This is a genomic window from Stenotrophomonas sp. 169 (genome assembly GCF_014621775.1).
GTDB lineage: Bacteria > Pseudomonadota > Gammaproteobacteria > Xanthomonadales > Xanthomonadaceae > Stenotrophomonas.
Genome location: NZ_CP061204.1, coordinates 3,468,252 through 3,494,918, shown reverse-complemented (window position 1 = coordinate 3,494,918; position 26,667 = coordinate 3,468,252). Strand labels below are relative to the sequence as shown.

The 26,667-nt window shown below is 66.2% G+C and carries 22 protein-coding genes and 2 pseudogenes; 9 read left to right on the top strand and 15 right to left on the bottom strand.

Annotated elements, in window-relative coordinates; translation table 11 throughout:
• Positions 1 to 87 precede the first annotated feature (87 nt).
• Positions 88 to 2,127: a M3 family metallopeptidase gene (locus ICJ04_RS15375; RefSeq protein WP_188325045.1), complete on the top strand. Its 2,040-nt coding sequence runs from the start codon at positions 88 to 90 to the stop codon at positions 2,125 to 2,127.
• Between the two features lie 1,224 nt (positions 2,128 to 3,351).
• On the opposite strand, the gene ICJ04_RS15360 is transcribed toward ICJ04_RS15375, so the two are convergent.
• The 3 genes from ICJ04_RS15360 to ICJ04_RS15350 form a co-directional block, all read right to left on the bottom strand.
• On the bottom strand, positions 3,352 to 4,155 hold the full coding sequence (locus tag ICJ04_RS15360; protein WP_188325042.1) for an SDR family oxidoreductase: 804 nt from the start codon (positions 4,153 to 4,155) through the stop codon (positions 3,352 to 3,354).
• Positions 4,152 to 4,733, bottom strand: coding sequence for a DUF1415 domain-containing protein (locus ICJ04_RS15355; RefSeq protein ID WP_188325041.1), 582 nt, complete (start codon positions 4,731 to 4,733; stop codon positions 4,152 to 4,154). Before ICJ04_RS15355 ends, ICJ04_RS15360 begins: the two co-directional genes overlap by 4 nt.
• A 127-nt stretch (positions 4,734 to 4,860) precedes the next feature.
• Entirely contained in the window at positions 4,861 to 5,343 is a 483-nt protein-coding gene (locus ICJ04_RS15350) for a YajQ family cyclic di-GMP-binding protein (RefSeq protein WP_188325040.1), read from the bottom strand.
• 77 nt (positions 5,344 to 5,420) lie between these two features.
• Between ICJ04_RS15350 and ICJ04_RS15345 the strand changes: the two genes are divergently transcribed.
• Positions 5,421 to 6,317 carry a DMT family transporter gene (locus ICJ04_RS15345; RefSeq protein ID WP_188325039.1) on the top strand — a complete coding sequence of 299 codons (897 nt, stop codon included), beginning with the start codon at positions 5,421 to 5,423 and terminating at the stop codon, positions 6,315 to 6,317.
• Positions 6,318 to 6,376: 59 nt separating this feature from the next.
• Here the strand turns inward: ICJ04_RS15345 and ICJ04_RS15340 are convergent, their stop codons facing one another.
• Positions 6,377 to 7,393: a hypothetical protein gene (locus tag ICJ04_RS15340; RefSeq protein WP_188325038.1), complete on the bottom strand. Its 1,017-nt coding sequence runs from the start codon at positions 7,391 to 7,393 to the stop codon at positions 6,377 to 6,379.
• A 33-nt stretch (positions 7,394 to 7,426) separates the two neighbouring features.
• Between ICJ04_RS15340 and ICJ04_RS15335 the strand changes: the two genes are divergently transcribed.
• Positions 7,427 to 8,434 (top strand): methionine ABC transporter ATP-binding protein, encoded by a 1,008-nt coding sequence (locus ICJ04_RS15335; RefSeq protein WP_188325037.1) that lies wholly within the window; start codon positions 7,427 to 7,429, stop codon positions 8,432 to 8,434.
• A complete protein-coding gene (locus ICJ04_RS15330) occupies positions 8,431 to 9,120 on the top strand; it encodes a methionine ABC transporter permease (protein ID WP_188325036.1) in 690 nt (229 codons plus the stop codon). The genes ICJ04_RS15335 and ICJ04_RS15330 overlap by 4 nt, the downstream gene beginning before the upstream one ends.
• Positions 9,121 to 9,171: 51 nt before the next feature.
• Here ICJ04_RS15330 and ICJ04_RS15325 read toward each other — a convergent pair whose 3' ends face one another.
• The gene (locus ICJ04_RS15325; RefSeq protein ID WP_188325035.1) at positions 9,172 to 11,109 is read right to left on the bottom strand and encodes a hypothetical protein; all 1,938 of its coding nucleotides are present in this window, start codon (positions 11,107 to 11,109) and stop codon (positions 9,172 to 9,174) included.
• Positions 11,110 to 11,630: 521 nt separating this feature from the next.
• A complete protein-coding gene (locus ICJ04_RS15320; RefSeq protein ID WP_188325034.1) occupies positions 11,631 to 12,245 on the bottom strand; it encodes a lipocalin family protein in 615 nt (204 codons plus the stop codon).
• 150 nt (positions 12,246 to 12,395) lie between these two features.
• On the opposite strand from ICJ04_RS15320, the gene ICJ04_RS15315 reads away from it, so the two are divergent.
• Positions 12,396 to 12,677 carry a hypothetical protein gene (locus ICJ04_RS15315; protein ID WP_188325033.1) on the top strand — a complete coding sequence of 94 codons (282 nt, stop codon included), beginning with the start codon at positions 12,396 to 12,398 and terminating at the stop codon, positions 12,675 to 12,677.
• Between the two features lie 69 nt (positions 12,678 to 12,746).
• Positions 12,747 to 14,849: a prolyl oligopeptidase family serine peptidase gene (locus ICJ04_RS15310; RefSeq protein WP_188325032.1), complete on the top strand. Its 2,103-nt coding sequence runs from the start codon at positions 12,747 to 12,749 to the stop codon at positions 14,847 to 14,849.
• A gap of 64 nt (positions 14,850 to 14,913) precedes the next feature.
• Here the strand turns inward: ICJ04_RS15310 and ICJ04_RS15305 are convergent, their stop codons facing one another.
• From ICJ04_RS15305 to ICJ04_RS15265, 9 genes are all read right to left on the bottom strand, one after another.
• Positions 14,914 to 15,945, bottom strand: coding sequence for a symmetrical bis(5'-nucleosyl)-tetraphosphatase (locus ICJ04_RS15305; RefSeq protein ID WP_188325031.1), 1,032 nt, complete (start codon positions 15,943 to 15,945; stop codon positions 14,914 to 14,916).
• A gap of 15 nt (positions 15,946 to 15,960) precedes the next feature.
• Positions 15,961 to 16,341: a Co2+/Mg2+ efflux protein ApaG gene (gene apaG / locus ICJ04_RS15300; RefSeq protein ID WP_188325030.1), complete on the bottom strand. Its 381-nt coding sequence runs from the start codon at positions 16,339 to 16,341 to the stop codon at positions 15,961 to 15,963.
• Between the two features lie 13 nt (positions 16,342 to 16,354).
• The gene (gene rsmA, locus ICJ04_RS15295; protein ID WP_188325029.1) at positions 16,355 to 17,167 is read right to left on the bottom strand and encodes a 16S rRNA (adenine(1518)-N(6)/adenine(1519)-N(6))-dimethyltransferase RsmA; all 813 of its coding nucleotides are present in this window, start codon (positions 17,165 to 17,167) and stop codon (positions 16,355 to 16,357) included.
• Positions 17,164 to 18,144, bottom strand: a complete 981-nt coding sequence (gene pdxA / locus ICJ04_RS15290; protein ID WP_188325028.1) for a 4-hydroxythreonine-4-phosphate dehydrogenase PdxA — start codon at positions 18,142 to 18,144, stop codon at positions 17,164 to 17,166. Before pdxA ends, rsmA begins: the two co-directional genes overlap by 4 nt.
• Before the next feature lie 3 nt (positions 18,145 to 18,147).
• Positions 18,148 to 19,494: a peptidylprolyl isomerase gene (locus ICJ04_RS15285; RefSeq protein WP_188325027.1), complete on the bottom strand. Its 1,347-nt coding sequence runs from the start codon at positions 19,492 to 19,494 to the stop codon at positions 18,148 to 18,150.
• Positions 19,491 to 21,914, bottom strand: a complete 2,424-nt coding sequence (lptD, locus tag ICJ04_RS15280; RefSeq protein WP_188325026.1) for an LPS-assembly protein LptD — start codon at positions 21,912 to 21,914, stop codon at positions 19,491 to 19,493. Before lptD ends, ICJ04_RS15285 begins: the two co-directional genes overlap by 4 nt.
• Positions 21,915 to 22,002: 88 nt before the next feature.
• Positions 22,003 to 22,938: a histone deacetylase family protein gene (locus tag ICJ04_RS15275; RefSeq protein ID WP_188325025.1), complete on the bottom strand. Its 936-nt coding sequence runs from the start codon at positions 22,936 to 22,938 to the stop codon at positions 22,003 to 22,005.
• Positions 22,939 to 22,960: 22 nt separating this feature from the next.
• Positions 22,961 to 23,515 (bottom strand): cob(I)yrinic acid a,c-diamide adenosyltransferase, encoded by a 555-nt coding sequence (locus ICJ04_RS15270; RefSeq protein WP_188325024.1) that lies wholly within the window; start codon positions 23,513 to 23,515, stop codon positions 22,961 to 22,963.
• Positions 23,516 to 23,522: 7 nt separating this feature from the next.
• The gene (locus tag ICJ04_RS15265) at positions 23,523 to 24,107 is read right to left on the bottom strand and encodes a hypothetical protein (protein WP_188325023.1); all 585 of its coding nucleotides are present in this window, start codon (positions 24,105 to 24,107) and stop codon (positions 23,523 to 23,525) included.
• A 111-nt stretch (positions 24,108 to 24,218) separates the two neighbouring features.
• On the opposite strand from ICJ04_RS15265, the pseudogene ubiH reads away from it, so the two are divergent.
• The 3 genes and pseudogenes from ubiH to ICJ04_RS15255 all read left to right on the top strand — a co-directional run bounded on the left by ubiH (position 24,219) and on the right by ICJ04_RS15255 (position 26,601).
• A pseudogene (gene ubiH / locus ICJ04_RS15260) lies at positions 24,219 to 25,423 on the top strand (2-octaprenyl-6-methoxyphenyl hydroxylase).
• Positions 25,389 to 25,502, top strand: a pseudogene (locus ICJ04_RS18460) (hypothetical protein); the annotation flags it as partial. The pseudogenes ubiH and ICJ04_RS18460, both read left to right, overlap by 35 nt.
• A complete protein-coding gene (locus ICJ04_RS15255) occupies positions 25,447 to 26,601 on the top strand; it encodes a UbiH/UbiF family hydroxylase (protein ID WP_240008898.1) in 1,155 nt (384 codons plus the stop codon). The pseudogene ICJ04_RS18460 and the gene ICJ04_RS15255, both read left to right, overlap by 56 nt.
• Positions 26,602 to 26,667 lie beyond the last annotated feature (66 nt).

The following is a 26,667-nucleotide window of genomic DNA, read 5'->3' as shown; positions in this document are numbered from 1 at the left end:
CGCTCGCCGTGCTCTTGCCATCGGCCCACGGCGATGCCATATGGGAGGGGATGCCACGCTGCGTGGCGCCCGTACCTGGAGCCGTTGATGACCACCACCAACCCATTGCTCGATTTTTCCGGCCTGCCCCGTTTCGACGCCATCCGCCCGGAACACGTCGGTCCGGCGCTGGACGTGCTGCTGGCCGAGGCGGAGGCCGCCGTCACCGCGGCAGAGAACGTGCATCCGGTGACTTGGGCGTCGTTCGTGGTGCCGCTGGACGATGCCACCGAGAAACTCTGGCGTGCCTGGGGTCAGGTGGGCCACCTGCAGGCGGTGATGAACACGCCGGCGCTGCGCGAGGCCTACAACGAGAACCTGCCACGGGTGACACGCTTCGGCAGTGCACTCGGCCAGAACCTCAAGCTGTTCCAGCAGTACCAAGCGTTGGCCGTGCCGGCAGTGGCGCAGGGTCTCGATGAAGCGCAGCGCAAGGTGCTGGACAACGCACTGCGAGACTTCCGGCTGGGCGGGGCTGAACTGGATGCGCCATCGCAGCAGCGCTTCAGCGCGATCAAGGAAGAACTGTCTTCGCTCTCGGCCAGGTTCTCGCAGAATGTCCTCGATGCCACCGATGCGTGGTCGCTGCACGTTGAAGATGCTGCGCGATTGGCCGGGTTGCCGGACGATGTACGTGCGGCCGCGCGTGCAGCGGCAGAGAAAGAGGGCCTCGCCGGTTGGAAGCTGACCCTGCAGATGCCGTGTTACCTGCCGGTGCAGACCTACGCCGACGACCGTACGCTGCGCGAAACGCTGTACCGCGCCAGTGCGCAGCGCGCCTCCGAATTCGGCGATGCGGGGTGGGACAACAGTGCAAACATCGAGCGCATTCTCGCTCTGCGCACCGAGCTGGCGGCGCTGCTGGGGTTCGACTCCTATGCCGATTACTCCATCGCCACCAAGATGGCGCAGGCGCCCGCCGATGTACTGAGATTCCTGCGTGACCTCGCGGCGCGTGCGAAGCCGCATGCGGCCAAGGATCGAGCCGAGCTGGAGCGTTTTGCCCGTGAAGAGCTGGGCATCGACTCCCTGCAGGCCTGGGACCTTGCCTACGCTGCCGACAAGCTGAAGCAGGCACGCTACAGCTATGCCGAGCAGGAGGTAAAACAGTACTTCACCGAACCGAAGGTGTTGGCTGGCCTGTTCGCGGTGATCGAACAGCTGTACGGCCTGCGCGTGGAAGCGGACGTCGCGCCGGTGTGGCATGAGGATGTGCGGTTCTATCGCTTGCTGGATGCCCAGGGTGCCCTGGTCGGACAGTTCTATCTGGATCTGTACGCCCGCGAAGGCAAGCGCGGGGGCGCGTGGATGGATGACTGCCGCAACCGCCGCGTGCGTGCCGATGGCAGCGTGCAGACCCCGCTGGTCTACCTGGTGTGCAACTTCGGCCGTGGTACGGCCGGCAAGCCGGCTACCTTCAGCCACAACGAGGTCACCACGCTGTTCCACGAAATGGGCCATGGCCTGCACCAGCTGCTGACCCGCATCGGCGAGTTGGGCGTAGCTGGCATCAACGGCGTGGAGTGGGACGCGGTCGAGCTGCCGAGTCAGTTCATGGAGAACTTCTGCTGGGAATGGTCACACCTGCAGGCCATGACCGCGCACGTGGACAGCGCTGAGCCGCTACCGCGCGCGCTGTATGAAAAGATGCTGGCGGCGCGCAATTTCCAGAGCGGTATGACCACGGTGCGGCAGCTGGAATTCGGCCTGTTCGACATGCTGCTGCACAGCCAGTTCGCACCGGCACAGGACACGGTGCTGAGCCTGCTCGATCGCGTTCGCGCGGAAGTCGCGGTGAACCATCCGCCTGCGTGGAATCGCTTCCCGCATCAGTTCAGCCATATCTTCGCCGGCGGTTATGCGGCCGGTTACTACAGTTACAAATGGGCCGAAGTGCTGAGTGCCGATGCGTATGCGGCGTTCGAAGAGGCGCCAGACGCCTTGGCGGCGACTGGCGCACGTTTCCGCGACGAAGTGCTGGGTCGCGGCGGCAGCCGCAGTGCGGCGGAGAACTTCCACGCGTTCCGTGGCCGCGCGCCGAGTATCGATGCGCTGCTGCGGCACTCGGGGATGGCGCAGCAAGGCTGACCTACGTGGCGCGCTTCGCCGCTTACGCGTGGCGGGCGGCTGGATGAGGCCGAGCGACGTGCGTGGGCGGCGCACTGCCAGCTGCAATGCCGTAGAAGAAGCAAGCACGCCGGCAGGTCTGCCAATGCCTGCCGGCGTTTGCGCGTCCTGCATGCCCTACTGTTTCCTACGGAAAGGAGGCGGGGCCGCTGTGTAGTGCTCTTTCCAACGCAGCTTTTACGCCCTCGTGTTGATAATTCGAGGCATAGGTCAAGGCGGTATTGCCGTGCGTGCACGTCGCATGTGGATCCGCACCGCGTTCAAGCAATAGTTCCACGCTGTCTTCGTGGCCGGCGGACGCCGCCACCATGAGCAGAGTAGTGCCTAAGCGGTCCCTTTCGTTTACATCCGCGCCCTGCACCAGGCTTGATTCGAGCACGGCGAGGTTGCCGAAGATGGCAGCCCGGTGGGCAACCATCTGCGATGGCTGAGGCTCCTAGGCCTGGCTCGATATCTACTGGTGCGGCGAAATCCGCATGCGGACGGTTGGGTGCACCACCGCGGTCGGGCGCGCTCCTGGTTTCAACATCGCTTTTACCGCCTCATGCTGATAATCAGACGCATATTCAAAGGCGGTGAGGCCGTGCGCACATCTGGCATGTGGGTCTGCACCACGATCAAGCAGCAGTCTCACGCTGTGTGCTTGGCCCGCCGACGCCGCCACCATGAGCAGGGTAGTGTTACGTGGGCCTTTTTCATTTACATCCGCGCCAAGGTCCAGGCTTGACCTGAGCAGGTCGACGTCCCCAGTCATGGCAGCCTGGTGGACGAGCTGTGCGTCAGGTATGGATCGCATTCCCGGCTCAACTTCTCCTGCAGTGAAGCCGTGGTCGGATCTCACAGGCGGGGACAGTTCCGCATTGCGGATGACGGTAGGCATCACGATGATCTGGCCGCGTCCGGCAAGGGCCTCCGCTGGGGCAGAGGCATGTGTGCCTGCAGCCGCAGTGTCTGGAGCGGAGGACGTGGGGGAAGGGGGGGCGATATTCATGGAGTGATCACTGCGTTGTATCGGAGGTCCATTCACGGTGCGCGCATGTGGACATCACAGCGCGGCCTTCCCTTGCGCCAACCAAGATGGTGCAAGTCGCGATACGCTGCTTTCAGAAAAAGGTACTCGGGCCAGTCAGGCCGCAGTTGGCCTGGCCTCAGTGGCAGTTTCGACGTGACCCCCTCCGCTCCTTCTCAGTCGACGTAGATCATCTTGCGGGTCATGCCGCCATCGACGATATGGTCCTGCCCGGTGATGAAACCCGCCATGTCTGAAAGCAGGTAGACGGCAAGGGCACCGATGTCTTCCGGTTGGCCGACGCGGCCCACCGCGTGCTGCGCGTGGTCGGCCTTGGAGAGCTTGGCCGTGCGTCGCCGCGCGGGCGCCTGCCATGCGCCCGTGCTGATCCAGCCAGGGCTGATGCTGTTGACCCGCACGGCCGGCCCTGCACTGATCGCCAGGGCGTGGGTGAAGGCCAGCAGCCCGCCCTTGGCCGCGGCGTAGGCTTCGCTGTGCGGTTCGGACTGCTGCGCACGGGTAGAGGCGATGTTGAGGATGGCGCCACCGCCATCGGCTGCCAAGGCGGGCAGCGCGTGTCTGCTGCACAGGAAGGCGCCGTGCAGCGAGGACAGACGCTGCTGCCATTCGCTCCACGTCATGTCGGCCAGCGGCGTGCCGTGCGCGCTGGCGATACCGGCGTTGTTGACCAGGCCGTCGATCCGTCCGAAACGCTTCAGCGCCGCTTCGATGAAGCCGCGCACGCTCGACTCGCTGGTGATGTCCAGCTTGCGGAACGCGGCGTCGGCGGGGCGATTCCATTCCGCCAGACATGCCTTGCCGGCGTCCACATCCAGGTCCCCGATCATCACCTGGCCCCCGGCACCGAGTACCGCTTGGGCGATCCCGCGGCCGATGCCGTTGGCGCCGCCGGTGACCAGCACCACCTTGCCCGCGAGCGGGGCGGTCGGCCACGGCGCAACGGCGGGCACGATGCTCACGACAGGTCTTCGCCGCGCAGGCGCCGCCACCAGCCCTGCACGCCGATCCGATCCAGCGTCTGGATGTTGCGCTCCACGATCACGTCCGGATCGGGGAAGGCATCGACCGCGCGCGCCACGCTGTCTTCGCGCAGCAGGTGCAGGATGGGGTAGGGCGCGCGGTTGGTGTAGTTGCTGGCATCGTCGGCGGCAACGCCCTCGAACTGGTACTGCGGATGGAAGCTGGCCACCTGCAGGATGCCCTGCAGGTCGAGCGCTTCGATCGCGGCGTCGGCGTTGTCGAGAAAATCGTTGTAGTCCAGGAAGTCGGTCAGCACGTCCGGGTGGATGATCAGCGTGGTGTCGATCTGCTCCGGCGAGGCATCGCGCAGCAGCACCAGTTCTTCGGCCAACTGCTCCACCAGCGCCTCCGGCGTGGTCGCATCACTGAGCACGTAGCGGACCTGCTCCTTCACGTACACCGCCTTGGCAAACGGGCACAGGTTCAGGCCGATCACGATCCGTTCCAGCCACAGCCGCGTGGCCGCGATGGGATCTTCGGAAGGCTGGCCTTCGGCCGGAAACGCGTACTCGGTCATGGCGGGCTCGACAAGCTGGCGGGGGACGTCATTGTTGCGGAAAAAAGGGGACGGAGGGGATTAAGTCGTTTTCGGCCAGCGTTGTTGGTCGAAAACGACTTAATCCCCTCCGTCCCCTTTTTATGCGTCAGTCGCGGAAGTTGTCGAACTGCAGCGGCAGGTCGAAGTCGGTCTTCTTCAGCAGGGCCATCGCATCCTGCAGATCGTCGCGCTTCTTGCCGGTCACGCGCAGCTTGTCGCCGTTGATCTGGCTTTCCACTTTCAGCTTGGCTTCCTTGAGCGTGGCAGCGATCTTCTTGGCGATCTTCTGTTCGATGCCCTGCTTGACGGTGATTTTCTGCCGTGCTCCGGCCACGTTGGTTTCCACGTCGCCGAATTCCAGGCTCTTTGTGTCGATTTTGCGGGCTGACAGGCGGGCACGCAGGATGTCGGTCATCTGCTGCAGCTGGAAATCGCTGGGAGCGGACTGCGAGATCACCTCGTCTTCCAGGATGTACTTGGCATCCACGCCCTTGAAGTCGAATCGGGTGGTCAGCTCGCGGTTGGCCTGATCCACCGCATTGGTCAGCTCGTGTGTGTCAACTTCGGAAACAACGTCGAATGAAGGCATGGGGTGCTCCTGTAGTCAGTCCCCCCATTCTACCTACCGGCCTTGGAAGCCTGCCGGAACAGGCGCGATAATGGGCGATGAACCTGCAACGCTCTCCTTCGCGTGCCGTGGCCTGGATGATCGGCGCGGTCGCCTGTTTCTCGCTGATGGACGCTGGCATGAAGCAGCTCTCCACCGGCTATCCGTCGCTACAGGTGACCTTCCTGCGCGGTGCCGCCTCGCTGCCTTTCGTGCTGGTCTGGGTGCTGGCCAGCGCCGGCCCGCGTTCGCTGATCCCGCGCCGCTGGGGCCTGCACCTGCTGCGCGGCGTGCTGGGCATGGTCATGATCGGCTGCTTCGTGTTCGCCCTGCGCGATCTGCCGCTTTCCACCGCTTACAGCATCTACTTCGTCGCGCCGCTGATCATCGCCGCCTTGTCGGTGCCGCTGCTGGGCGAGCGGGTGGGACCACGGCGGTGGGTGGCCATCGGCATCGGCCTGCTGGGCGTGGTGGTGGTGCTGCGGCCGGGCGTGGACGGATTCATCTCCATCCCGGGCCTGATGGTGCTGGTCGCCGCGACGGCCTACGCCATTGCGGCGATCACCGTCAGCCTGCTGACCCGTACCGATACGTCCCAGTCCATGGTGGTGTGGTTTCTGGTCATCATGGCCCTCGGTGCCGGTTTGCTGGCCTGGTCGGACTGGGTGCCGATGCGGCTGGCCGATGCGCCGCTGGTGGCGGGGATGGGGCTGGCGGGGGCGCTCGGGCAGATCGCCCTGACCCGGGCATTCCAGCTGGGCGAGGCATCAATGATCGCCCCGCTGGAGTACACCGGGCTGGTCTGGGTGATCGGCTGGGATCTGCTGTTCTGGCAGCAGTTACCTGACGCCTGGACGTGGAGTGGGGCGGCGATCATCGTCGCCTCCGGGCTTTACCTGCTGCACCGGGAGCGGGTGAACCGGCAGGCCCCGCCGATGCCGCTGGACCATCCCTGAGGCGGCCACGCAGGCAGCGTGAGCGGGGTGGATCGGGCCCACCCAACCGATCAGCGGGATCAGTCCATCGCATCGAGGATGCGTTGGTTGACCATGTGCAGCGTGGCGACCGTCGTCGTCGACAGTCGTTCGACCCGCTTGATCAGCCGGTCAAGTGCCGCGATACGCGGGATATCGATGCCTGTGGGTGTTGGATCGCGCTGGGCAATGGTCTGCCTGAGCCCTTGCAGTCGCGATTGCATGGTGTTGAGGTTTTTGCGCACTTCAGCAAGGCATCCGCCCAGCGCGCGTAGTTTGTGGCCCCGCAGGAGGGCGATGTCGTCGGGCCGGGCAACGGATGCCAACGCGTTTTCCACATGGGGCAGCGTTTGCTGCAAGGGGCGGATCGTCCGGCATTGTTCGATCAGGGGGGCGAGACGTCGGCTGCGCGGGCGCATCGGATGCTGTGGTCCGGACACGCTGCGCTTTTGCCGGATGCTTCGTAGCGCTGTCGGGACCGGCCCGGGTCGCTGCGTGCCGCCCAGTTCCAGTTCGGCCAGCGCACCCAGCCACGGACCGGGGTAGAGACGGGCACCGACCAAAGTGGCCAGCGTCGGCCGCCCGCAGGCCATCGCCGACCCTGACGCCGACGAGGCTGCCTGCACGGTCATCAGGCCGGCCTCCTCGGTTACTGCGGCCGCCGGTGCGACCCGGCTGGCCATCAGCAGTCCGATGGCCACCGCCAACGGTGATCTCAGGCGAAGCATGTTGCTGCGGATGGGAGCGGGCGCGGCATCCGGCAGCGTCGGCCGGACCTCCGGCTTCGCATCTTCGCGGCCAAGTGCGCGCGCGTCGGCCCGGCATACGCTGCGATCAAACGAGCGCTGGTCGTGACGCGACAGAAAGCCGGCGAAGAGTTCCGCAACGACCGGCGAGCGACGCCCAACGCATATCTTCATTGCGGGCGGATCGCCACCGGCCGTTGACGTACCCGGCAGCGCCGTAAACGACGGTCGATCACGGTTGCTTAGAAGCAGACGGAATATCATTCGATCTGCCGGTACGGGCGCTGCTGCGCCCGTGCTGATAGGCTGCACGCCCCCTGTTCGCCCCCTTGGTGAGTCGACCCCGTGATCGAGTTCCAGCGCCTGCACAAATCCTATGCCGTGGCTGGCCGCGCCGTCAGTGCGCTGCAGCCGCTGGACCTGACCATCCAGGCAGGCGAGGTGTTCGGCATCATCGGCCACTCCGGTGCCGGCAAGTCGACCCTGATCCGTTTGATCAACCGCCTGGAAGAGCCTTCCGGTGGGCGCCTGCTGATCGACGGCGAGGACGTCACCGCGCTGGATGCGCAGGGGCTGCGCACGCTGCGGCGGCGCATCGGCATGATTTTCCAGCACTTCAACCTGCTGTCCTCACGCACCGTGACCGGCAATGTCGCCTTTCCCTTGGAACTGGCCGGCACGCCGCGCGCGGAAATCGATGCGCGCGTCGCCGAGCTGCTGCAGACCGTGGGCTTGCAGGATCACGCCGACAAGTATCCCGCGCAGCTGTCCGGGGGACAGAAGCAGCGTGTCGGTATCGCCCGTGCGTTGTCCACCCGGCCGCAGATCCTGTTGTGCGACGAGGCCACCAGCGCGCTGGATCCACAGACCACGGCCTCGGTGCTGGCATTGCTGGCGAAGATCAATCGCGAGCTCGGCCTGACCATCGTGCTGATCACCCACGAGATGGATGTGATCCGCCGGGTCTGTGACCGGGTGGCGGTGCTTGATGCGGGGCACATGGTGGAGACCGGTCCAGTCACCGACGTGTTCCTGCATCCGCAACACGCGACGACGCGTCGGTTCGTCAGCGAGTCCGAGCACGTGGATGAGGGCACCCTGCACCGTGATTTCGATACCGTGGGCGGCACCATCGTGCGGCTGACCTTTCTTGGCGGGGACACCTACCAGCCCCTGCTGGGCAGTGTCGCCCGGCAGACGGGGGTGGACTACAACATCCTGTCCGGTCGCATCGACCGCATCAAGGACACCCCGTATGGCCAGCTGATCGTATCGCTGGTCGGCGGTGACCAAGCGGCTGCGCAACAAGCATTCAGTGCGGCGGGCGTGCACGTGGAGGAACTGCGTCGATGATCATCGCAAGCAACGGCGGGTTCTTCCGCCATCTCGATGCGGGCAAGTGGGCCGACATCGGCCAGGCCACGCTGGATACGCTGCTGATGCTGGCGGGCTCGTTGCCGCTGACGCTGGCCATCGGCCTGCCGTTGGGGGTGCTGTTGTATCTGTTCGGCGCGCCGCGGATGCGCCGGCGCCCCTTTGCCTATGGTGGACTGGCACTGGTGGTGAATCTGCTGCGGTCGGTGCCCTTCATCATCCTGATGATCGTGCTGATCCCGGTCACGCTGGCGCTGATGGGCACCTCGCTCGGCGTGCGGGGCGCGATCGTGCCGCTGGTGATCGGTGCGGCCCCGTTCTACGCGCGCTTGGTGGAAACCGCGCTGCGTGAGGTGGATCGTGGCGTCATCGAAGCGACCCAGGCGATGGGGGCGACGACCTGGCAGCTGGTGACGCGCGTACTGCTGCCGGAAGCCCGCCCAGGCCTGATCGCCGGGGCAACGGTGACCACTGTGGCGCTGATCGGCTTTACTGCGATGGGCGGTGCGATCGGCTCCGGTGGCTTGGGTGACCTGGCCTTCCGCGACGGCTACCAGCGCTCGCACACCGATGTGGCGCTGGTCACCGTGGTGTTGCTGCTGGTGCTGGTGCAGTTGCTGCAGATGCTGGGCGACCGGTTGGTCGCACATTACAGTCGCCGGTAAGCCCGCGTGCCTGCGTGTCCCGGCGGACATCTGCAGGTGTGCAGCCCGCGCTCAGCGGTGCAATGACTGGCGCAGCACGATCAGTTCCCAGCGTTCTTCCACCAACGGCGGGCCCAGTAGTTTCGTTTCGTCCGATATCGGATCGTTGGGACCGAGGTCACCCAACTTCGGGACGAAGTCAGTGCTCCCCGGCTTTCTGGGGTAACTGGACCATGGCTTGAGCAATGCATGGTTGACGTTGAAAGGAATGGGCTGGTACTCCGGTTTGCCGGTCGTGCGCACGCCGACGATGTCGCCCGGCCCGACGAACATGCGCCATTCCGATTGACCATCCCCGTGCTTGGTATAGATACGGTCGGTGTGCCATTCCCATTGCTGGTCGCGGTTGAGCGAACAGTTCTGCATCACGATCTCCCCGCCTCCGCCTGGCGCCAAGCCCGAGGTGAGGATCCGCATGCACATCTTCGAGCCCCGATTGAAGTAGCGGCCCTGGGTATCCAGTTGCCACTGTGCATGCAGGTCTTCGATCCAGTTGTCCTGTGCAACATCCGGGCACTGGCGCAGGACCACAACGCCGTGTTCATCGCGCAGGCAGCCGCCGTTGCCCGCTTTTGACTGGATGAAGACGGTCACTTCGCGTGTGAGGTAAGGCGAGTCCGCACGGATGCTCACCGAGGCAGTGGGCTGAAGGTATGGATCGGGCTTGTGATCTATGGCAGAGCCGTCGAACCCAAGGTTGTCGATTTTTCCGCCGGCGGACAGGCTCATCGTGCCGGCGTACGTGCCGGGGATCAACCAGACCGCGCTCCCCTCGGCGGTCACCTGCCGCATTGACGCCGTCATTTTGCTTTCACTCGGCGACCTGCCGAAGTAATCCGCCTTGGAGGCGATCACTGAAGCCAATGGCATCTGCCAGTAGACGCGCGAGGTCTGGGCTGGAGTCTGCACCGCATTGGCGCCGATCGAGTAGTCCTTTACGGTGAAGGACAATGCGTTGGTTGTGCTGTAAGAGCGCGAAAAGTCAAAGCTGAAGGCCGCTTTCGCCCCCACGGAGGGACCCTCTTTGTTCAAGCCCGCGCTCACCTCGCGACTCAGTCCGAAACCGTAACTGGTCGTGGTGGTGTGCGACTCGCTGATGTTCAGGTCGGTTGATGGTGAGCTGGCCGGCCGTGATTCACTGAGCTTGGGCAGGGCCCCGGTGTTGTCCGGGGTGAACAGGCGGAGAAAGTACTCGTACTTGCCTGGAACGACGATGCTTGGGCCGGACTTCCCGTTGTCATGGGGCTTCAGGTTGTGGGTCGATTTCGCGCTCACTACCAAGGCGTCGTGGGCGCGGCCGCTATCACGCACGATCTCGCCGCGCACTGTGACGAAGGCGCCATTGCCGGTTGACGCGTACTGTGTTTCGGTGAAGACCATGACGGGCAGGGCGACGAGTTCTGCGCCATCGGTGGAGGGAGCCGCCGTCGACGGCCCAGGTCCGCGCAGCGCCTTGGACGCGGTGTCGATGCTTTCGATGAGGGTGCGCGCAAGCTGCTGACGATCGCCAATCGACTCCGGGAGCTCCGCCACCGTATGCAGGTGGGGTGAACCGTCTGGATCTCGCACGTAGATCGTCAGTGCGGCCGAAGATGAGAGGCCAAAGATACCGTGCAGCACGGTATCCACTGCGGCGTCCTGATCCTGCCGCAGCACAGCGACCGGGTGGCCGCGTCGGTAGGCGTCCACTGCCGTGGCACGGCGGTCGGCGTGGGCCAATGCGCTGTCGGTTAACCAGACGATTGATTGGTCCGGGCTGGAGCCCGCAGTCGGGTGCGGATTCTCCAGGCCGAGCAGGACCTGTAACTGCGCCAGGTCAAGCAGACCGTGGTGGGCAGCGACGGGCTCCGTCGCATGGACGGTGTTCGTGGAAAGGACAACAGTGATTGCGGCCGCGAGTAGTAAATGCTTCACGATGGTCTCCAGAAGAAATTTTTTGTCGGGCAGCATCACTGCTCGACAGCCAGATCCTCGGGTTTCGCGTCTGATGCTGTCGCGCACTGCGGCACTTATTACGACAGTGGGGCAGTAGTCCTATGCTTCGCCGCGGCAGTGCGGAGGGCATCGCGCTCGCAACGCTCAGCGTTGCTGGGTGCCCTTCTTCTTTCTCCTGATCGTGCCGATTCCGCCGACCATGGCGGTGGTGGGCATCGCGCTGAATCCCGGCCGGATCGACGTCTTCAGGGAAGGCGCACTTGCGCGCGTTGCACATGCCAGCGCCAGTCCGGCCACAAGAAGCACTCGGGTAGCGCTCGGGTAGAGCCGACTTCAGTCGGCTGGTGTCAACGCAGGGCAGCCGACTGAAGTCGGCTCTACCTGGGGCTTGGTGGAGGGCAGCCGACTGAAGTCGGCTCTACCTCGGGCTTGGTGCAGGGCAGCCGACTGAAGTCGGCTCTACCTCGGGCTTGGTGGAGGGCAGCCGAGTGAAGTCGGCTCTACCGTCGGCTCTACCGTGGATCCTGCGGGGGCGCTCAGCGCTTGTTGGGGACCTCGTAACCCAGGCGGTCGACCTGGCTGCGTTGCTGCGGCACGCGCTTGAGCTTGTCGGTGTTCACCCCGTATTCGTCGCGTAGGCGCTCGGCCAGCTGCTTGTACAGGGCGTTTTCCATTTCCGGCTTGCGCGCGAAGATCCACGCCATTTCGCGGCCCGGATACCCGACCAGCGCCCAGGAGTAGTCCGGCGCGACTTCCAGCACCCGCGAATGCGTGGGGACCACGCGATAGAACCAGGTGCGCCAGTTGTGGTTGCCGCTGTCTTCATCGACAGAGGCCCGCGCCTGGATCTCCTGCACGGGTTCGCCGAAGCCATCGCGGTAGCGGTAGGTGATGCCTATCTTCTGCGGCTCGCGCAGGGTGTACTCATTGACGCTGGCCACATGCCCGCGCTCGATGAAATTGGGCACGCGCCCGATCACATACCAGGTGCCCATGAAGCGCTTCAGGTTGATCGGCGCTCCCAACGCGCTGGCGTCAACGGTTTCGGTGGGCTCCGGGGCGCTGGACGCGCTCGAACGGAACATGGCACAACCCGGCCCGACGATCAGGGTGGTGAGCAGGACGATACAAAGCGGGCGGATCGACGGCATGAGGCAGCGGGCTCCAGGAGGGCTTGCGCAAGCATGGTCGAATGCGCGCGAGGGATTCGTCAATGGTGTCTGACCGATGGATGTCGCAGCCAGTGAGAAACGACACGGGCACAGTCGGCGCCTGGACACCCCCCTATGCCGGAGAACGCCATGTCGAAGATGAATCCCGCTCCCCCCCGCCGGAAGGCCGAAGCGGTCGATCCCCGCCTGCTGCGCTGCGTCAGGCATGTGGCCCTGGCCGGTCTGGCGCTGGTGGTCGTCTGGCCCGCAGCGCGCGGCAGCAGCGCGTGGCTGGGTTGGCTGCCGCTCTGGCTGCTGGCCATGCCGCTGACCGCGTGGTGGGCCCTGCTGCGCTTCCCGCTGCCCCGTTGGACGTCGCGCCATCGCCCGCAGGCCCGGCGACGTGGCCACCGCCAGCCGCGGGTGGCCTGACCTTCGACACAGGAGCGGTGGCGCGACGCTGTGCTAGCGTTCTGCAGCTTATGACTGCCTGGAACCGCAATGTCACGACTCGCTTCCGCCTGCCTGCTGGCCGGCATGATGACCACCGCCTCGGCGGGGACCGCCATGGCCGCTGAACCGGCTTCCGACGACCGCTACGCCTGGCTGGAAGACGTCGCCGGCGACAAGCCGCTGGCCTGGGTGAAGGAACAGAACGCGAAATCCGAAGGGCGCCTTGCGCAGACCCCGGCCTTCCGGCAGATGGAAGCCAGCATCCGCGAAGTGCTCGATTCGGACGCCAAGATCCCCGGCGTGGAAAAGATCGGCGAGTACTACTACAACTTCTGGAAGGACGCCCAGCACGAACGCGGCCTGTGGCGCCGTACTACCCTGGCCGAGTACCGCAAGGCGTCGCCGAAGTGGGAAACCGTGCTCGACCTGGACGCGCTGAACAAGGCCGAGGGCGAAAACTGGGTGTGGCATGGCGTCGAATGCCTGCGTCCTGAGTACAACCGCTGCCTGATCGCGCTGTCGCGCGGCGGTGCCGATGCCGATGTCACCCGCGAGTTCGACCTGGGCAACCGCAGCTGGATCAAGGACGGCTTCTTCCGCCCGGAATCCAAGGGCGGGCTGGGCTGGATCGACCGCGACAACGTGTTCGTCTACACCGATTTCGGCGATGGTTCGATGACTAGCTCCGGCTATCCGCGCGTGGCGAAGTTGTGGAAGCGCGGTACGCCGCTGTCCGCTGCGCAGGTGGTGTACGAGGGCAAGCCGGATGACATGTACATCGCGGCCCTCCATGACGATACGCCCGGCTTCGAGCGCAATCTGGTCAGCCGCACACTGGCCTTCTACAACAACGAACTGTACCTGCGGGGCGACGATGGCACACTGACCAAGATCGATGCCCCGAACTCGGCTGAAAAGGGTCTGCACAAGCAGTGGCTCAGCTTGGAGCTGCGTGAGCCGTGGACGGTGGGGGGCAGGACCTATGCGGCGGGCTCGCTGCTGGCCACCCGCCTGGATGGCTTCCTGGCAGGCAAGCGTGACTTCGACGTGCTGTTCGCGCCGACCGACACCACCTCGCTGGCCGGTGCGGTGTGGACGAAGAACCACGTGGTGCTGAACGTGCTGGACGACGTCAAGAACCGCCTGAGCGTGCTGACGCCGGGCACCGGTGGCTGGAAGACCAGCCCGTTCGTCGGCGCGCCGACCTTCGGCACGCTGGGCGTCGGCGCAGTGGACAGCAACGACAGCGATGCGGTGTGGGTGACCGCCACCGACTACCTGACACCGACCACGCTGGCGCTGGCCGAGATCGGTCGGAAGCCGGAGGTCCTGAAGACGATGCCGGCCTTCTTCAATGCCGAAGGCAAGGTGATCGAACAGCACTTCGCCACCAGCAAGGACGGCACCCGCGTGCCGTACTTCGTGGTGCACGCCAAGGACATGAAGCTCGACGGCTCGAATCCGACCCTGCTGTACGGCTACGGCGGTTTCGAGATCTCGCTGACCCCGAACTACTCCGGTGGCATGGGGCGGGCGTGGCTGGAAAAGGGCGGCGTGTACGTGGTCGCCAACATCCGTGGTGGCGGTGAGTACGGTCCGCGCTGGCATCAGGCAGCGCTGAAGCAGAACCGTCACAAGGCGTACGAAGACATGGCCGCGGTGGCGCAGGACCTGGTCAGCCGCAAGATCACGTCGGCACCGCACCTGGGCGTGCAGGGTGGCAGCAACGGCGGTCTGCTGACCGGCAACATGCTGACCCAGTACCCGGAGCTGTTCGGTGCGGTGGTGGTGCAGGTGCCGCTGCTGGACATGAAGCGCTACAGCCACCTGCTGGCGGGCGCCTCGTGGATGGCCGAATACGGCAATCCGGACACGGCCGACTGGGAGTACATCAAGACGTTCTCGCCGTATCACCTGTTCGATGCGAAGAAGACGTACCCGCCGGTGTTGTTCACCACCTCCACGCGCGATGACCGCGTGCATCCGGGCCACGCGCGCAAGATGGCGGCGAAGATGATCGATGCGGGCAAGGACGTGACCTACTACGAGAACATCGAAGGCGGTCATGGCGGCGCAGCGAACAACGCGCAGGCCGCGCACATGCAGGCGCTGGCTTACAGCTTCCTGTGGGAGCGACTGGGCGGCAAATGATCCCTTGCTGGGGCACTGACTGAAACAACAACGCCGCCGAAAGGCGGCGTTGTTGCAAGTGCGATTATTCCGACGGAGGAGGGCTGGCGGCGCCACCGCCGCCATTGCCGCGGCCGCGACCGCGACGCCGGCGGGGTCCCCGCGTGCGGGTCTCACCGGCCACCGGCTGCCCTTGCGCGGCAGCTTCGCCTTCCTCCGGCTCCTGACGTGCCTGCAACGGCGGCCTCGGCTTGGGCTTGGGCGCACGCGGTGGCCGTGCGCCGGCTACGGGCGCGGGCACGTCGCGGCCCGGCACCTGCACCACGCGCAGTTCATCGGTATCCAGCTGGAGTGCGGTCAACTTGCCGCCCCAGACCGCGCCGGTATCGATGGCGTGCACGCCTTGGGTGATGGTCAGGCCCAACGCGGACCAGTGGCCACAGACGACCTTGAGGTCGCGCTCCACCCGTCCGGGTACTTCGAACCAGGGGTACAGCCCCTGCTCCTGGGTGCCGGGCGTGCCTTTGTCTTCGATGCCGATGCGTGCCCGCGGCGTGCAGTACCGCATGCGGGTAAAGAAGTTGATGATCGCGCGGGAGCGATCATAGCCGGCCAGGTTGGGTGCCCAGATCGGCTTGTCGCCATACATGTTGCGCAGCAGTTTGCGATAGCCGTTGCCGTGCAGCTGCTGCTCCACCTCGCGCGCATGCTTTTCCGCCATCTGCGTGGTCCACTTCGGCGCGAGGCCAGCGTGCACCATCATCCAGCCCAGCTCGCGGTCGGTATGCACCAGTTTCTGCATGCGCAGCCATTCCAGCAGCACGTCGCGGTCTTCGGCGGTGACCACGCGCAGCAGGTCCGGGTTGACCTTGCGCTGCTCCTCTTCGGAACGCGCGCCAACGGCCAGCAGCGACAGGTCGTGGTTGCCCAGCACCACGACGCTGTGTTCGCGCAGGGAATGCACCAGGCGCAGCGTTTCCAGTGACTGGCCGCCCCGGTTCACCAGGTCACCGGCGAACCACAGGGTGTCCTGTGATGGATCGAAGTTGATCTTTTCCAGCAGTCGCTGGGTGACGTCGTAGCAACCCTGCAGGTCGCCGATAGCCCACACACTCATGGCCTGGCCTCCGTGTCAGTGCAGGGTTCGGGGAATGGTCAATACGAAGGGCGCGATGTCGGCGGCGAACTCGGTGCCATCGTCGGCCACCATGTCGTAGTGCCCCTGCATCGTGCCGTGCTCCGTACCGAGCATGACACCGGAGGTGTAACGGAAGTCTTCACCCGGCCGCAGCCGGGGCTGCTCACCGACCACGCCATCGCCGTCCACGTGTTCGACGTGGCCGTTGGCATCGGTGATGCGCCAGTGGCGTGCCACCAGGCGCACGGCGATGCCGCCGCGATTGTGGATGCGGATGGTATAGGCGAACGCGAAGCGTCCATCTTCGGGGGCGGACTGGTCATCGAGGAAGCGGGGGGCCACTTCCACGTCCATTGCATAGGGTTCGTCGTGCATCGTGGCAGTGTAATCAGCTTGCATTGGCCAAGGCGACGAATTCCGCCACCTCCAGCTGTTCGGCGCGGGCATCGGGGCGAACTCCGGCCGCAATGAACTGCTCGGCCGTGACCACATTGTTGAGGGCGTTGCGCAGCGTCTTGCGGCGCTGGCCGAACGCGGCCTTGACCACCTCGGCGAAGCGCTTGCGGTCTTTGATGCCGATCGTCGCCGGATCACGCGGCACCAGCCGCACCACGGCCGAGTCCACCTTCGGTGGCGGGCGGAACGCGCCCGGCGGCACGTCGAACAGCGAGGTGACTTCGCAGTACGCCTGCAGCATCACGCTCAAGCGCCCGAACACCTTGCTGCCCGGGCCGGCGGCCATGCGGTCGACCACTTCCTTCTGCAGCATGAAGTGCATGTCGCGCACCACGCCGGCATGGTCCAGCGCATGGAACAGGATCGGCGAGGAAATGTTGTACGGCAGGTTGCCCACCAGGCGGATCTGCCCACTGCCCCCCTCGGCCTGCGCGAGCGCGGTGAAGTCCACCCGCAGCACGTCGCTCTGGATGATGGTCAACTCGCCCAGCGGTTCGGCGGCGGCGGTGAGCGGTGCGATCAGATCGCGGTCGAACTCGATGACGGTCAGCTTTGGATGCTGGCGCAGCAGCGGCAGGGTGATCGCACCCTGGCCGGGCCCGATCTCCACCAGACGATCGCCGTCCTTGGGATTGACCGCGCGCACGATGCTGTCGATGTAGTGACGGTCGGCCAGGAAGTGCTGGCCAAGCTGCTTCTTGGCCGGGGCGGTGAACGCCGGGCCAGTGGGGGAATGCGGATTCATGTCGTAAGTCTACGTTGCCGGGCGAGCTGCGCACACAGGGTGGTGGCCGCCTGCAGGCTGGAGGGGTCGGCGATGCCGCGACCGGCCAGGTCCAGCGCCGTGCCATGGTCGACCGCGACACGGGGGTAGGGCAGTCCAAGGGTCAGGTTCACGGCCTGCTCGAACCCGGAATATTTGAGCACCGGCAGCCCCTGGTCGTGATACATCGCCAGGACGCTGTCGAACCCGGCCAGCTTGGCCGGAAGGAAGGCCGTGTCTGCCGGCAGCGGTCCGATCAGTTCCATGCCTTCGCCGCGCAGGCGCTGCAGCAGCGGAATCATCAGGTCCAGCTCTTCCCGGCCCAGATGCCCGTCTTCGCCCGCATGCGGGTTCAGCCCCAGCACGGCAATGCGCGGCCGTGCGATGCCGAACTCGCGCCGCAAGGCAGCGTGCAGCGTGCGCAGGGCATGTTCGAGGGTGTCGGCGGTGATCGCATCGGCGACCGCGCGCAGGGGCAGGTGGGTCGTGGCAAGGGCCACCCGGACGATGGGGTTGGCCAGCATCATCACCACGCGTACGCCGGCCTGGTCGGCCAGCAGTTCGGTCGTGCCGCTGTAGGCGATACCGCCCTCGTTGATCACGGCCTTGTGCACCGGGCCGGTCACTACGCCCTCCAGGCTGCCGTCAAGGCAGGCCTGGCCCGCGCCCAGCAGGGCGTCGATCACCGCCGATGCATTGCGGGGGTCGGCCATGCCGAACTGACTGGTCGTGGCGTTGGGGATCGCGCGAAGTCGCAGGTCACCGGGCCGGCAGGCGTGCGCCTCTTCAGGCAGCAGCTGCAGCGGAAGGGACAGGGCGGTTGCCGCGGCACGCAGGGTGACGGGGTCGGCAAACGCCAGCAGCCGGCAATCAGTGCGCGGCTGCTGGATCAGACGGATGCAGAGCTCCGGCCCGATCCCGGCGGGCTCGCCCGGTACCAGAGCGAGCTCGGGGAGCATGGCTCAGGACTGGGGCGGCGTGGCGGTGCTTTCCGCCCGGTCGCCACTGCGGAAGCTCACGTAGGCTTCGCCACGCAGCTCGGACAGGAAGCGGTTGTACTCTTCTTCCAGCTTGCGGCGGCCAATGGTTTCGCGGATCTGCGCACGCTGGTTGTCAACGCCGACGTCGGTCTGCCGGGTGCCGACGCGCTGCACGATGTGCCAGCCGGCGTCGGTGCGGAATGCCGCACTGATGCCACCGTCGGCCACGCCTTCGACCTGGCGGCCGAAGTCCGGGCCGAAGGCATCGACCGGGAACCAGCCCAGGTCACCGCCCTGGCCGCGGCTGTTGTTGTCCTCGGACGCTTCCCGTGCCACGGCCTGGAAATCGGCACCGCCGACGATGCGCGCGCGCAGCGTATCGATCTTCGCCTTGGCGGCGGCATCGTTCTGCTGATCGGTCACCCGCACCAGGATGTGACGCGCCTGATATTCGGTCACGGTCTGGCCGGTAGCGCCGCCAGCGTTGGCATCACGCACTTCCACCAGCTTCAGCAGCTGGAAGCCGCTCGGGCCGCGCAGGGGGCCGACCACGTCGCCGGCCTTCATGCCCTGCATCACCTGCAGGAAGGCCTGCGGAATTTCGTCCATCGAGCGCCAGCCGAGGTCGCCGCCCTCCAGCGCATTGGGGCTGTCCGAATACCGGACGGCCGCCGCGTTGAAGTCCAGCTCACCCTTGTCGAGCAACGACTTCACGCCGTCGGCCTTCTGCTGGCCGGTGGCGATCTGGTTGGCATCGGCACCGTCCGGGGTCGCGATGAGGATGTGCGCCAGGTGGTACTGGGTACCGGCCACGGCCTGCTGCTTGAGCGCTGCGTCCACTTCGCCTTCGCTGACGCTGATGCGGCTCTGGGCATAGCTCTGGCGCAGGCGCTGGACGATGATCTCGTCACGCACCGAACGGCGGAACTCGTCGTAATCGATGTTGTCAGCAGCCAGGCGCGAGCGCAGCTGCTCGACCGTGCCACCGTTCTGCTGGGCGATCGAGTCGACGGCCTGGTTGAGTTCCTGGTCCGATACCCGGATGCCGCTGCCCTCAGCGCGCGTCACCTGCAGCTTGACCAGCACCAGCCGCTCCAGCACCTGCCGGCTCAGCACATCGTCCGGCGGCAGCTGGTTCTCGCGACCGGCGTACTGGGTCTTGATGTTGGCCAGTGCGCGGTCCAGTTCGCTCTGCAGGATGACGTCTTCATCGACGACGGCGGCGATGCGATCCAGTGCCTGGGTCTGCTGGGCCAGTACCTGGAAAGGCACGGACGCAGTGGACACCGCCAGCAGGGAGGCGAGTAGGACGGGAAGGGTTTTGGTCATGGGATCAGATTCGGATCGTAGTCGTCGCGGGTCGCGCCGGTGGTGCTGGGGGGCACGAGATAGAGGTCGTCGCGGTTATAGCCGAGGATAGCACGGCGCAAGGTGCGGTCCGTGTTCTGGCCCAGCGAGCTCAGGCCCTTCAGCACGAACTCGAGCTGGAAGGAGGTATTGAGTTCGCCTTCGCGATTGCGGACGTAGCGACGGGCCAGTGCACGCACGGCCAGGCAGCAGCTGTCCCACTGCACGCCACCGATGATTTCCAGTGGCTTGCTGTCTTCGATGGAATAGTAATACCGGCCCACCACGCTCCAGCGCGGATTGATCGGGTACAGGAACGACAGATCGCCCTGCTTGAGCAGGTTGCTGCCATCCGGGTTGATGCGATGACGGTAGGTCAGGTTGACGATGCCGTCGTTGGACATCAGGTAGCGAGCACGCACGCTGGCCAGGTCTTCGCGCTTGTTCTTGGGATCCCACTGGTAGGTGGCGCCCAGATTCCAGCGGTCGTTGATCATGTAGTTGGTGTCGGCGATCCATGCGGACTTGCCCTGCTCCACCGGCGTGGGGCTGCTGGGCAGCGTGACGCGCGAATCGTCGAAGTACAGGATCTGGCCGATGCTGGCCGAGAAGCGCTCGCGGCCGCTGGTCTGGTCGATGAAGCGCGTGCTCAGGGCCATGGTCAGCTGGTTGGCATCGTTCTGGCGGTCGGCGCCGGTATAGCGCGAATCGCGGAACAACTGGCCCCAGCTGAAGGTGAAGTCACGGGTATCGAAGACCGGCAGCTCGCTCTGGTCGCGGTAGGGCGTGCGCAGATAGAACAGGCGCGGCTCCAGCGTATGCAGGTACGGCTTGTCGCCGATCGTCGTCTCGCGGTCGAAGAACATGCCCGCGTCCAGGCTGGCGATCGGCACGCTGCGGTTCGGCGAGGTGTTGCCACGCAGCTGATCCGGCGTCGGGTTGGTGATGCCCGCATCGGCCAGGTTGGTGGCCCGGATCTGGTCGGCCAGGCCCTGCTCCAGGTCATAGCCGGTATAGCGCCATGCCAGGGTGGGGGTGACATACCAGGCCGCACCGCTGATCGGCATGGTGACATACGGTTTGATGTCCAACCGCGAGCCGCCGAACGACTGCTTGCTCAGGCCGTTGCGCTCGTATTCCTGCTCCGGGCCGAACTTGTAGTTGATGTCATCGCGGTCGAAGCGCACGGCTTCGGCGTACACACCCACTTCCAGCCATGGCAGGATCGGCTGCTCCCAGGTACCGAACAGGCGCGGCTGCCGGTTGTAGGGCAGCGACTCTTCGGTCAGCGTGTAATCGGTCAACTGCCAGTAGTCGGCCATCAGGCCGGCGGTCCAGTTTTCACCGGTGCCGTAGATGCCGGCCTGGCTCTGCAGGTTGGACGCGGTCACGCCCAGCAGCCTGTTGGCGAAGTCTTCCAGGTAGCGTTCGTCGCTGACCCAGGCCAGCCCGGCGCGTGCCTGCCAGTTGGCGTTGAAGTTGTGGTAACCGGAATACTCGACCCGGCCCCGGTCCTTGTCGCGCAGCTTGTCGTTGGGCAGGTAGGCCGTCCGCAGCTCGCCGCGGCCACCTTCGTAGAGGTAGCGGAACTCGTTGTCCACCATCAGGCCGCGCTTGCTCATGTAGCGCGGGGTCAGGGTGTCGTCGTAGTTCGGCGCCAGGTTGAAGTAGATCGGCTGCGCATAATCGAAGCCGTTGCGCCCGGACAGGCCGAGCTCCGGGTACAGCAGGCCGGTCTGTCGACGGTCATCGATCGGGAACTTGAAGTACGGTGCCCACAGCACCGGCACCTTGCCGATGCGCAGCACGGCATTGCGCGCGGTACCGAAGCCCGCATCGTTGTCCACTTCGATCTGCGGCGCCGACAGCTTCCAGATGGGCTGGGAGGGATCGCAGGTGGTGTAGGTGGAGCGATGCATCTGCCCGACCGCACCCTGCAGGTCCACCGATTCAGCGCCACCGTTGCCACGGCGTGACACCAGTTGGTACTGGATGTCAGAAATCTTGTGGGTGTCGGCTTCCTGGTTGCCTTCGGCGCGCTTGGCGACCATCCGGATCGAGGAATCCTGGTAGCGCACGTTACCTTCGGCGACGTAATTGCCGGTTTCGGTATCGAAGCTCAGGTGGTCGGTGCCGAGGAACTGGTCGCCGCGCTTCAGCGCGACGTTGCCCTCGTACTGCGGCACCGTCGAGGTGCCGGACAGCTCGTCACCTTCGATGTCGGTGGGCTGTTCGGTACGGGTTTCGGAGGCAGCCTTGTCCGCCGGCGGCGCGTCGCCAAAGGCGGGCAGCGCGTCGGACGCAGGGCAAAGCCCCCAGTTCGGTGGCTTGTCATCGGCAAATGCCGGCAGGCACAAGGCGATGCCGAGGGGGAGAGGCAGCAGGCGGAGAGCTTTGCGCACGCGTGATGGTTCAGGCGAAAACGATCCGTAGCTTGCCCCATCCCTTGCATAGGGGCAATGAAGGCGACTCATGATCGGCGGCTCGGGTTCATCGGCCGGCCGCTCCGGCACCGTCCAACAGGCTGCCGACATGGGCCACGCTGGACTCGGCCAGGGCCTGCAGGTCGTAGCCGCCTTCCAGCATCGACACCAGGCGGCCGGCCGCATGGCGGCGCGCCAGCGCATGAAGCTCGGTGGTGATCCAGGCAAAATCCTCGGCTTCCAGCATCAGGTCGGCCTGTGGATCGCGCAGGTGGGCATCGAAACCGGCCGAGACCAGGACCAGCTGTGGGCGGAAATCGTCAATGGCCGGCAGCATCTCTTCGACCCAGACATTGCGGAAGCGCAGGCTGCCGCTACCCGGGGGCAGCAGGATGTTCAACAGGTTGCCGGCGCCACGGTCGCGGCGCAGGCCGGATTCGGGAAACAGGCCGGCCTGGTGGGTGCTGTAGTAAGCCACCCGCGGATCAAGCTGGAAGATGTCCTGGGTGCCGTTGCCGTGGTGCACGTCGAAATCGACGACCGCGATGCGTTCCAGGCCATGGCGGTCACGCGCATGGGCTGCGGCGACGGCAATGTTGTTGAGCAGGCAGAAGCCCATCGCCGTCGTGGCGGTAGCGTGGTGGCCCGGTGGGCGTACCGCGCAGAAGGCCAGCGTGTCTTCGCCGCGCATCACCGCATCCACCGCCGCCACGCCGGCCCCGGCGGCATGCAGCGCGGCAGCGGCCGAGCCGGGCGAGGTGCGCGTATCCAGGTCGATCTGGCGCAGATCGGCGGTCTGCGGCTGCAGCACCAGATCGATCAGGCTGCTGTCATGTACCCGGGCAAGATCGCCGCGCTTGGCCGTCGGCGCTTCGCGCCAATCGAGCTGGTCGGGGAACGCGCTGCGCAGGGCGTCCAGCACCACGCGCAGTCGCTGGGGGGATTCGGGATGGTCCGCACCGGGGTCGTGCTGCAGGCAGGAAGGGTGGGTGAAAACCAGCATGGGCGAAGGGGTCCGGGTGGAGTCAGGCGTGGCGACGCGCGTGCTGCCAGAGCACTTCGCCGTGGCCATCGGCACGGGCCAGTACACGGGCCATCACGAACAGCAGGTCGGAGAGCCGGTTGAGGTACTGCAGCGCCTGGGGTCTGACGGTCTCGTGGCGGGACAAGGCCACGGTCTCGCGCTCGGCCCGGCGCACGATGGTGCGTGCCAGGTGGCAGCGTGCGGCCGCTTCCCCGCCGGCCGGCAGGATGAACTCCTTCAGCACCGGCAGGTCGGCGTTGAAGTGATCCAACTGCTGCTCGAGCGCGGTGACGTCGTCGTCGGTGATCGCGGCATGGCCGGGGATGCAGAGCTCGCCGCCGAGGTCGAACAACTGGTGCTGCAGGCGGACCAGAAGCGACTGCACTTCGGTCGGCAGCGGCACAGCCAGCAGGACGCCCAGCGCGGAATTGGCTTCGTCGACCGTGCCGAAGGCGGCAACCCGCGCATCGTCCTTGCCGACCCGGCTGCCATCGCCGAGCCCGGTGCTGCCGTCATCGCCGGTGCGGGTATAGATGCGGGACAGACGATTGCCCATCGCCGCCTCAGCCCTGCACGTCGCGCTGGGTCTGGCGCAGCTTGCCAACCTGTTCCAGCGCAAGCTGCAGGGCGGCAGCCAGGCCGACATACAGGGCGGTGGTACCCAGGTAGGGGCCGAACCAGTCAGCGTAGTTCTTCATCCAGCCGCCCAGCGTCGGCTCGGCCACGTTGCGGGTGGTCCAGTAGAAGCCGCCCTGCGCGAACAGGTGGCAGACCGCGACAGCGGCGACCACCAGCAGCATCGTCTTGGCCAGCGCCGGCCAGGTGGCGCCCTGGTAACCCCGTTCCAGCAGCATGCCGCCGGCCCATAGGGCGAAGTACGCCGGCAGCAGCATCCAGTAACCGGGCGATACGCAGTAGTGCTGCCAGAAATCCAGCCCGAGGCGGCGGATCACCAGCCAGTCCACCACCACCGCCAAGCCCATCAGCAGGGGGAAGGCCCAGCGCGTCCAGCTGCGCAGGTAAAAGCCTCCGATGAAGAAGACCGCCCACGACGCATCGGGGATGGCGGCAAAATGATTCACCCGGGTGGCGGCCATCAGCAGCACGAGGCAGGTCAGCGCAAGAGCGCGGTGCACGGTGGGGGTCATGGCAGGGCACGCACGGAAAGGTGAACGAGGCCCATTCTAGACCGCATGGGCACCCCGGCGCTGGGGCCGGCCAGCGGCCGGCGGCACCACCCGAACGCGTATCATTGACCCATGAGCGAACGTGTTGATGTCCTGATCGTCGGCGGCGGCCTGGTGGGTGCCAGCCTGGCCATTGCCCTGCAGCGGATCGGCCGCAGTGCCTGCCTGCTGGAAGCCAGTGCGGGAGCGGCAGTGCCGACGGTATTCGACCAGCGCAACCTGAGCTTCGCCGCCGCCACGGTCAATGCGCTGACCGCGCTGGGCGTCATGCAGAAGCTGGGCAGCGCACCGGGCCCGATCACCCGCATCCATGTCAGCCGCGCCGGGGACTTCGGCCGCGTGCAGCTGGCGGCGGCCGACTATGGCCGGCCGTGGTTCGGCCAAGTCGTGGTCGCGCGTGATTTCGGCAACGCGCTGGAGGCCCGGCTGCAGGAGCTGCCCGGGCTCGTGCGCAGGCGTCCGGCGCGTTTCCTCGGGCTGGGCGAGGTGGTCGATGGCCATCGCCAGGTGCGGGTACAGGATGACGACGGCGAACACACAGTGCTGGCGCGGCTTGTCGTGGGTGCGGACGGCACCGCAAGTGGTGTCCGCGCCGCGTTGGGCATCGGCACGGAAGACCATGATTTCCAGCAGACGCTGTTTGTTGCACGCGTGCGCAGCCAGCGCGCACCGGACGGCACGGCGTGGGAGCGGCTGACCGATACCGGCCCGACCGCGCTGTTGCCGCGCGGTGACCGCCATTTCGGCGTGGTCCATGGCGTGGCGCGCGACGATGCGGATGCGGTCATGGCACTGGACGATGCGGCCTGGCTGGCACGGCTGCAGGCGGCGGTGGGCTGGCGTGCCGGGCGTCTGCTGGAGTCCGGTCCGCGGGCGGCTTATCCGCTGCGGCAGGTCCTGTCCGCCGCGCTGGTGGGGGAACGCGCCGTGCTGCTCGGTAACGCTGCGCAGACCATCCACCCGCTCGGCGCGCAGGGCTTCAACCTGGGCCTGCGCGATGCGCTGACCCTGGCGGAGGTGCTTGAAGACGGCGGCGACGCCGGCAGTGACGCGCTGTTGCAGTCCTATGCGCAGCGTCGCGCGGAAGACCGCGCGCAGACCATTGCGTTTTCCGGCGGGCTGGCCCGTCTGACCAGCAACGACGCACCGCTGATGCGGCCATTGCGCAGCCTGGGCCTGCTGGCCACGCAGGCGACCTCGTTGCAGTCGCTGTTGGTGGGGGGGCGATGGGCTTCCGTGGCGATGTGCCCCGGCTGTGCCGCGGGGAGGCCGCATGAGCCGCCGCCCCCGCACCGATGTGGTGATCGTCGGCGGTGGCGTCGTAGGGGCCGCCTGCGCGCTGGCGTTGGCCGACGTCGGCCTGTCGGTGGCCGTGATCGAGGGGCGTGAGCCGCCCCCCTGGCAGGCGACCGAACCGGATCTGCGCGTGTTTGCCTTCGCCGCGGACAACGTGCAGTTGCTGCAGCGTCTGGGCGTATGGGAGTCGGTCATCCGTGGGCGCGCACATCCGTACCGGCGCATGCAGGTGTGGGATGCCGCTGGCGGCGACGACCTGCTGTTCGACGCGGACCGCTTTGGCCGCAGCGAACTGGGCTGGATCGTCGAGAACGGACTGCTGGTGGACCGCCTGTGGTCGGCGCTTCCTGCTGCGGGGGTGGAGGTGCATTGCCCTGCGCGCGTGGAAGGCATGGAGCAGGACGAGCAGGGCGTGCGGCTTCGGCTGCATGATGGGCGCCGGATCGAGGCGTCGCTGGCGGTGGCGGCAGATGGAGCGGAATCCACGCTGCGGCAGCTGGCCGGCATCACGGTGGACCAGCACGATTACCAGCAGCGCGGTGTCGTCGCGTACGTCGACAGCGAACTGCCGAACCAGGCCACCGCATGGCAACGCTTCCTGCCGGGGGGGCCATTGGCCCTGCTACCGGTGGCGGCACACCGCAGTTCGATCGTGTGGACCTTGCCGGATGCAGACGCCGAGCGCGTGCTGCAGCTGGACGAGGCCGTGTTCAACCGCGAGCTGACGCGTGCCTTCGGCGGGCGCCTGGGTGAGCTGAGGCTGGTGTCAGCGCGCGCTGCATTCCCGCTGCGTCGCCAGCTTGCCCGTCACTACGTGGCGGGTCGCGTGGTGGCACTGGGCGATGCCGCGCACGTCGTCCATCCACTGGCCGGGCAAGGCGTCAACCTGGGGCTGCGGGACGTCGCCGCCCTGCAGCGATGGCTTGCGCCCTCGGTGCAGCGTCGGGGGCAGCCGCAGCTGTCGCCGCAACGGCTGCAGCGCTGGGCGCGTGAGCGTCGCAGCGACAATACGGTGGCGGCTTACAGCTTCGATGGCATCAACCGCATGTTTTCCAACGATGAGCTGCACCTGACCCTGGCGCGTGGCCGCGTGCTGGGCTGCACGGGCAAGCTGTCGCCGCTGTTGCAGCTGTTCTGGAAGCGCGCCGCGGGTATCTGACGGGTTCGTCCGGCGGCAGACGTCGAGCGCGGCTCGGCGTCACGGCGTCGCCACGGGCGAACGCAT

Coding starts and splice junctions, on each gene's coding strand:
- pdxA (WP_188325028.1), bottom strand. CDS start 18,144: ATGCTCCCCGAGCTCGCTCTGGTACCGGGCGAGCCCGCCGGGATCGGG.
- ICJ04_RS15310 (WP_188325032.1), top strand. CDS start 12,747: ATGTCACGACTCGCTTCCGCCTGCCTGCTGGCCGGCATGATGACCACC.
- ICJ04_RS15330 (WP_188325036.1), top strand. CDS start 8,431: ATGATCATCGCAAGCAACGGCGGGTTCTTCCGCCATCTCGATGCGGGC.
- ICJ04_RS15320 (WP_188325034.1), bottom strand. CDS start 12,245: ATGCCGTCGATCCGCCCGCTTTGTATCGTCCTGCTCACCACCCTGATC.
- rsmA (WP_188325029.1), bottom strand. CDS start 17,167: ATGAATCCGCATTCCCCCACTGGCCCGGCGTTCACCGCCCCGGCCAAG.
- ICJ04_RS15265 (WP_188325023.1), bottom strand. CDS start 24,107: ATGACCCCCACCGTGCACCGCGCTCTTGCGCTGACCTGCCTCGTGCTG.
- ICJ04_RS15355 (WP_188325041.1), bottom strand. CDS start 4,733: ATGACCGAGTACGCGTTTCCGGCCGAAGGCCAGCCTTCCGAAGATCCC.
- ICJ04_RS15350 (WP_188325040.1), bottom strand. CDS start 5,343: ATGCCTTCATTCGACGTTGTTTCCGAAGTTGACACACACGAGCTGACC.
- apaG (WP_188325030.1), bottom strand. CDS start 16,341: ATGCACGACGAACCCTATGCAATGGACGTGGAAGTGGCCCCCCGCTTC.
- ICJ04_RS15325 (WP_188325035.1), bottom strand. CDS start 11,109: ATGCTGCCCGACAAAAAATTTCTTCTGGAGACCATCGTGAAGCATTTA.
- ICJ04_RS15270 (WP_188325024.1), bottom strand. CDS start 23,515: ATGGGCAATCGTCTGTCCCGCATCTATACCCGCACCGGCGATGACGGC.
- ICJ04_RS15345 (WP_188325039.1), top strand. CDS start 5,421: ATGAACCTGCAACGCTCTCCTTCGCGTGCCGTGGCCTGGATGATCGGC.
- ICJ04_RS15375 (WP_188325045.1), top strand. CDS start 88: ATGACCACCACCAACCCATTGCTCGATTTTTCCGGCCTGCCCCGTTTC.
- ICJ04_RS15285 (WP_188325027.1), bottom strand. CDS start 19,494: ATGACCAAAACCCTTCCCGTCCTACTCGCCTCCCTGCTGGCGGTGTCC.
- ICJ04_RS15305 (WP_188325031.1), bottom strand. CDS start 15,945: ATGAGTGTGTGGGCTATCGGCGACCTGCAGGGTTGCTACGACGTCACC.
- ICJ04_RS15315 (WP_188325033.1), top strand. CDS start 12,396: ATGTCGAAGATGAATCCCGCTCCCCCCCGCCGGAAGGCCGAAGCGGTC.
- ICJ04_RS15275 (WP_188325025.1), bottom strand. CDS start 22,938: ATGCTGGTTTTCACCCACCCTTCCTGCCTGCAGCACGACCCCGGTGCG.